This window comes from Burkholderia sp. BCC1985, from assembly GCF_905339915.1.
In the GTDB taxonomy this organism is placed as follows: Bacteria; Pseudomonadota; Gammaproteobacteria; order Burkholderiales; family Burkholderiaceae; genus Burkholderia.
In genome coordinates this window covers 132892-138891 of the sequence record NZ_CAJPGY010000020.1, presented here as the reverse complement: position 1 = coordinate 138891, position 6000 = coordinate 132892, and the positions used below count along the sequence as shown (strand labels likewise).

The following is a 6000-nucleotide window of genomic DNA, read 5'->3' as shown; positions in this document are numbered from 1 at the left end:
AACTGCAGGTTGAAAACGCGACGGGCAGTTCGCCGCGGATGATGCGCAGGATGGTCGTCAGACGAAACCCGAACAGTCGTGCCGTGATGCCGAGTATGAAGACGGCAAACATCGCCATCGCAACGCAGGCGACCGCGACAAGCCTGACCCGCGGAAGCAGCGGACCGAACCCGAACGGGCTTTTCATCGAGATCCGGATCGCCGCAGCTCCGTCTTTGCGTCAGCGCGTGTTCCACTCCGCGGGACAACAGGCGCTCCCTCAGCGACACGATCTTCTCCGCAACCGCCCAGTCAATTTCTCGTTATCGCCGGGTTCGCCGACGGCTCGGCACGCGTCGCGCGTATCCGGAACACATCCCGGTTCGGGCTTCATGCGGCGGATCGCGCTCCTGGCGCGGAAGTCACGATGCTTCCAGTTTCAATCCCGCCTCCCGCTCGGCCGCCGATAGTCGACACTGAAAAAAGAACCACCGGACCAGGGGAGGATTCGGTGGTTCACTGGCACATCCGACACGAACAAGCAACGATCGGGGGGGAGATCATTGCATGTACAAGCATACGTCCCAAATCAGCGGCCGACTGTCATGAATTGTCACGTTCGAATTCCGTGATCGATCGCTATGGTCAAGGTCCAGCAGACTGCTATAGTCAACTGGATACTGAAACTACTTCGGTGTGCTACAGCAGACTTGGATAGCGTCGAGTGCCGATATTTTTCGCATCGCTGCGTCCATCCATGTTACGGAAGCAGTCGAAGCTGCTTTACTTTCAACTTGGAGCGGTCAGGCGACTTTTCCTTATCCCATTTGCCGGACAGTTCGACCATACGCTCCGGCGCGACCGAGTGTCCTTCAGGCCACAGCTTGCGTTTGATCTTCACAACGAGCTCGCCCGTTCCATCCGTGAACAGATACTTGTCGTCGCCGAGTGATTTCGTAACGTGACCGCGCAGCGACGCGGCTTGATCGTCAATCGCCGAGGCGAGAAACTGTTTGACCGTGACGGGCTCGGAGGGCGCGGTGGCGGTCCCACCATCAGCCGCGAACACGTTGATGCAAACCGAGGCCAGCGCGATTGCGGCAATCAGCTTCTTCATTGTTTTTCTCCATGGATCGAATGTGAAAGGTTTCAGGAGGCACGGCTTGAATCGTCTCACTTCTTATATTAAGCATAGCTTAAGAAAGGAATCGGGGTTGGCCGGGGAGTAGGGAAGATGAAGCCCCAGATCTTGAGGGACGTTTGTGTATCAACAGAACGGGCATTGATCGGGTCGTTCATTGCGCGCGAGATTCATCATGTCCGAGCCGGTATTGCCCCGGAAATGCGTGGTACTTCAGGGCTGCCCCGGATCGGGGGATGTCCTGTCGAGCCTTCATTTTTCAGTCTTCCTGCCTCCCTGAAAAAACTGCCGAGCGCGAAACCCAAAATATTCAGACAAATTGCCGATTGCATGAATTGTCGGGCTCGACTGTGCGTTCTCCATCAATAGCGAAACGGCGCGGTGGATAAGATTCGGTTTGCGGATCGGTTCAGAGGCGGAAATATGAGTATGAGTAATAGACGCAGTGATGTGAGGTATTGTCCGAACCCTGCATGTCACCACGTGCTGGACGCGCGAACGATGGACCCGTGTCCCGGATGTCGCCGCGCCGACCCGATCGGGAATGTGGCCAGGCGCCGACGCAATTTTCTGATCGCTATCAATACGACGTGCATCGTGGTGCTGGCTGTTCTCGTTTCGTTTTTCTTGTTCGCCGATGTGATTTAGTGCTCTGGCGTGCAGCACCGTAGACCCGTCGCATTGCGCGAGCCATACTGATTGCAGTACCGAGCGGCCGCAGGTCGTCCTGCAAGGTGTGTTGATCGATGCCGTTCGTTGAGGCGATGCTGGAATTCCGCAGGCAGGGAACGGAGCTCATCAAATGGCGATGCATCCACACGATCCGATTGCCGTGGAACAGGTGAAGATCGTTTACAGCACCGTGACGTTGAGCGTGTCCGGCGGCACGCTCCTGGCTGCTACGCTCGCGATTTCGCTGAATCGATTGGGGCACCTCGATCCATTTGCCGGTCCCGCGTGGGTTGCGTACATTGCGGTCTGTTCCATCGTCCATGCCATTCTGGCCTGGCGCTATCTGCGCTCGACGACGAAAGTGCGTCTTGGATCGCGCTGGGCGGCGGCCTTCATTGCATGCAGCGCGGCGGCTGGCATCGGCTGGGGCTGGTCGTCTATCCGGCTCGCATACGGGGGCGGTTTCGAGGTCGAGAGTCTTGCAGTGACCGCCACGCTCGGCGTGGTCGCAGGCGCGGTCCCGGTCTTCGGCACCTACTTCCCCGCGTTCCTTGCATTCCTGTTGCCGGCCACGGTTCCGTATGTTCTGGTTGCTGCGTTCTCGGCCAACCGGGTCCAGCAGGCGACCGCTCCCATGATGTTCCTGTTCATCTGTGTCATCGCCTATCTCGGATTGCTCGCCAACCGGAGCGCGACACAAAACATCCGCTTGCGCTTCCAGGCCGAACAGCTCGCGACCGATTTGCGTGCGCGCAACGAAACCGCGAAGCAGCTTGCGGTCGACCTGTTGCGACAGAAGCACATTGCTGAAGAAGCGAACCTGGCCAAATCGCGCTTTCTCGCGGCGGCGAGTCATGACCTGCGCCAACCATCTCACGCGCTGAGTCTGCTGGTCGGTGCACTGCGCGGCGCGGTGACCTCTTCCGAAAAGGAGCGAATCCTTCTTCGGATCGAGCAGTCGACAGACACGCTGAACATGCTTTTCGGTGCCCTGCTCGACGTCTCCCGGCTCGACGCCGGAGTAATCGAGGTACACCGGCGGCCGTTCCAGCTCGATGCATTGCTGGCACACGTATGCAACGACCACGTACTCGACGCGTCGGAAAAAAATCTTCGGCTGTCACGCGTACCGTGCCGAGCGATCGTCGATACCGATCCGGTGCTACTCGAACGTGTCGTGCGCAATCTCGTGTCGAACGCAATACGTTGCACGGATACCGGCCGGGTAGTAGTTGGCTGTCGCCGCCGGGGAACACGCATCGCGATTCAAGTATGGGACACGGGGCGGGGTATTCCACACGATCAGCTTGATCTGATATTTCAGGAGTATTACCAGCTTGACAATCCCGAGCGCGATCGCGGTAAAGGCCTTGGATTGGGCCTCGCGATAGTACGCCGCATGGTTGACCTGATGGAATGCGGTCTGACCGTCCGCTCGGAGCCCGGTCGCGGGTCATGCTTCGAAGTGTGCCTGGACCGCTCCGACGAGACACCCCGGCAATTGAGCACGTCCCCGGAGATCACTCGCGCTTTCATTCAGACCGGAGGGTTCGTCGTTATCGTGGATGACGAGCCCGCGATTCGGGAGGGGATGTCAAGACTGCTTGGCATGTGGGGTTACGAGACGATTGTCGCGGCCTCCGACGAAGATGCGGTCGAGCAACTATCCGCGTGTTCCAGGCTCCCGGATCTGATCATTTGTGACTTCCGCCTCCGCGGCACCAACGGCCTCAAAGTCATCGAGAGACTACGCAGCGAATACAACGTGGAAATTCCCGCAATGCTCATCAGTGGCGACACGGGAGCCGAACGGCTCGCAGAGGCGCATGCCAGCGGTTGCTTGCTACTCCACAAACCGATCCCAAATGGCAAGCTGCGTGCCGCGATTGGCAATCTTGTCGCGGCCGGCGCGCGTGCGCGGGCCGGGAGCGATGAAGGCTAGCCGGAACGCTTGTCCGGGTGCGGCGGATTTTTCCTGGGCATCATGCGACCGACCCGCAGATCGGTCGCGCATGCATGCCTGCGCTTGCCTGCACGCGCAGGCAGATGGCACCCAACGCAGCGCGGCTGACGACGAACGTCGTGGCAATACGCGATGAATCTGGCGCCGCATTCGACACACCGAACGGTATCCAGTACGGCGCCGTCGACAAATCGCACCAGCATCCATGCGCGGGTCACGGTCAGCACGGGCCCCGACCGGACCATCTCGCAACAAGCCGTGTACTCGTCGTACGCCTTGGCGAGTGCATCGAGCCGGCGGCAACCCGCCTCTTTCCGTAGAAACCGGTAAATGCCGAAGAACAGCGATGCGTGGAGATTCGCCATCCAGGTCATGTACCAGTCAGTGGAGAAGGGCAGCATTCCCTTCGTCGCGACGGTGCCCGTTACCTCGCGATAAAGGCGGGCCAGCCGATCATGTGCAAGCGCAACCTCGCTCTGCAGCATCGGGAGGCGCGCGCCGAGCCGGATCAGAACAACCGCATCCATCACCAGCTTCGCGTCATCGGCCAGTTTCGGTCGCTCGACGTTGCGGTTCATACGGCCTCCTCGGCGTCCGGCCTGCTGGTCGCCAGTGTCATGGCGACATGCAGGCGCCCGATATCGACGGGTGGCGTCGGCCGCATCAAGGCTCGCACGACATCATGCGTCCCCGGACGAGGTATGCAAAGCAACTGTCCTGACGACGCAAGGTCGATCATGTGCTTCATTGACAGCGCGCTCAGCGCGGCGGCCATATCGGCCGTCAGGCCGAGACGAAACATGCCCTTCGCGCGATCTTCCTGCAGCAAGCGTTGCGCGAGCCACAGATACGACATATTCAATTCCCATACTGCGTCGCCGGTATTGGTAATGTTCATGGCTTACTCCAATTGCATCGAAGATACAATCAAATCAATGCCGTTCGGGTTGGTGGGCCTGAAATCGTCATCGCGTCGTCCATTGACGATGAGTACCCGAATTGACTCCCACGCAGTCGACTCGCATTAGGCACTAACGAGATTCAGTCTTGGCAATTTTCGAGAAAATGTAAACGCGACGTTGGGCCAGCGAGGCGAGAAATTAAAATAAGACTGAAGCATTACGACCTTTGACTATCCTATTGATATAGGAAGCCTGAATAGGGCGAAGGTCTTAAGACCTTTCCTTACATCGATTACTCGTCTGGTCGATTGCAATGAAGATACTCATCGTCGACGACCATCCGGTCCTTCGGGACGGTGTAGCGGCCCTGCTTTGCCAGAGCGAGGAAGGCCTGACTGTCGAACAGGTCGGCAATGCAGACGAAGCCATGCAAATACTTTGTCAGGATACCGAGGTAGATGCCGTTGTGCTCGACCTGAAGATGCCCGGGATGAATGGCCTCGAAGCCATTTCCACGATTGCGGGCCTTCGTCCGGAAGTACAGATCATCGTTCTGTCGACGTCCGAAGATCCCGGCGATGTACGCGCTGCATTTGGGCGCGGCGCACTCGGCTATGTGCCGAAATCGGCCGGCCCGCATACCGTCCTTTCCGCGATCAAGATGGTGCTGAACGGCGAGCACTACGTGCCGCCGCTGGTGCTCGACCAACAAGTCTCACCGAGTGTCGACGACTTCCCGCGTCCGGCACCGCCTTCCCCCAGCGGACCACTCACGCAGCGACAGATCGAAGTACTCCGCTATCTCGCCGATGGCGTCCCCAACAAAGTCATCGCAGACAAGCTGGATCTGTCGGAGAAGACCGTCAAGGCCCACGTGACAGCCATCTTCAGAGCCCTGAACGTGCTGAATCGCACCCAGGCGGCCGCCGCCGCGAGAAAGGCCGGTCTCCTGTGAGGTCCGATGCGGGGTCGGCTCATCACTGGCGTGCAGGCTCATGACGAATCCTGGGCCGAAGGAAGAGTCCTCACGCTGAACCGTCTGGATTTCCCCGCGCTTGCCGACTGAATCCCGGAATTCGAAACCTGGTTCCGGAAATATCCCCGTCGTTGTCGATGCCCGCAGCCGTCCGCGACCAGTGCATCCATCGAGTCGCCTTGCGGCGCAGGCGCGCGTCCACGGGATCGGCAATCCGCATGTTGGCGGCGTCGGACATCAACTTTTCTCGCTTCGGCTTCACGCGAGTCACCCGGTTCCAGTTTTTGGTCCTCCACACCGGGGGAGTCCTCAAACGTCTATTGGCTCGGTATCATGCCGGCACTTCGCGGCGGAGCGCCCGGGAGCA

At 59.2% G+C, this 6000-nt stretch carries 5 protein-coding genes and 1 pseudogene; 2 read left to right on the top strand and 4 right to left on the bottom strand.

Translation table 11 applies throughout. From position 1 onward, the window contains the following. Together U4Z31_RS21685 and U4Z31_RS21680 are read right to left on the bottom strand one after the other, a co-directional pair. Positions 1-187 (bottom strand): annotated as a pseudogene (locus U4Z31_RS21685) (glutamate/aspartate:proton symporter GltP); the annotation flags it as partial. A 552-nt stretch (positions 188-739) separates the two neighbouring features. After that, complete coding sequence (locus tag U4Z31_RS21680; protein ID WP_321798651.1) at positions 740-1096, bottom strand: NirD/YgiW/YdeI family stress tolerance protein; 357 nt, start codon at positions 1094-1096, stop codon at positions 740-742. Positions 1097-1922: 826 nt separating this feature from the next. On the opposite strand from U4Z31_RS21680, the gene U4Z31_RS21675 reads away from it, so the two are divergent. Continuing rightward, on the top strand, positions 1923-3734 hold the full coding sequence (locus U4Z31_RS21675; RefSeq protein ID WP_321811360.1) for a hybrid sensor histidine kinase/response regulator: 1812 nt from the start codon (positions 1923-1925) through the stop codon (positions 3732-3734). Here U4Z31_RS21675 and U4Z31_RS21670 read toward each other — a convergent pair. Together U4Z31_RS21670 and U4Z31_RS21665 are read right to left on the bottom strand one after the other, a co-directional pair. Then, positions 3731-4333, bottom strand: coding sequence for a FlhC family transcriptional regulator (locus U4Z31_RS21670; protein WP_321811359.1), 603 nt, complete (start codon positions 4331-4333; stop codon positions 3731-3733). The two genes, U4Z31_RS21675 and U4Z31_RS21670, sit on opposite strands and share 4 nt — an antisense overlap. Further along, complete coding sequence (locus U4Z31_RS21665) at positions 4330-4653, bottom strand: flagellar transcriptional regulator FlhD (RefSeq protein WP_321811358.1); 324 nt, start codon at positions 4651-4653, stop codon at positions 4330-4332. Before U4Z31_RS21665 ends, U4Z31_RS21670 begins: the two co-directional genes overlap by 4 nt. 317 nt (positions 4654-4970) lie before the next feature. On the opposite strand from U4Z31_RS21665, the gene U4Z31_RS21660 reads away from it, so the two are divergent. Continuing rightward, a complete protein-coding gene (locus tag U4Z31_RS21660) occupies positions 4971-5612 on the top strand; it encodes a response regulator transcription factor (RefSeq protein WP_321811357.1) in 642 nt (213 codons plus the stop codon). Positions 5613-6000: the final 388 nt, after the last annotated feature.

Coding starts and splice junctions, on each gene's coding strand:
- U4Z31_RS21680 (WP_321798651.1), bottom strand. CDS start 1,096: ATGAAGAAGCTGATTGCCGCAATCGCGCTGGCCTCGGTTTGCATCAAC.
- U4Z31_RS21675 (WP_321811360.1), top strand. CDS start 1,923: ATGGCGATGCATCCACACGATCCGATTGCCGTGGAACAGGTGAAGATC.
- U4Z31_RS21670 (WP_321811359.1), bottom strand. CDS start 4,333: ATGAACCGCAACGTCGAGCGACCGAAACTGGCCGATGACGCGAAGCTG.
- U4Z31_RS21665 (WP_321811358.1), bottom strand. CDS start 4,653: ATGAACATTACCAATACCGGCGACGCAGTATGGGAATTGAATATGTCG.
- U4Z31_RS21660 (WP_321811357.1), top strand. CDS start 4,971: ATGAAGATACTCATCGTCGACGACCATCCGGTCCTTCGGGACGGTGTA.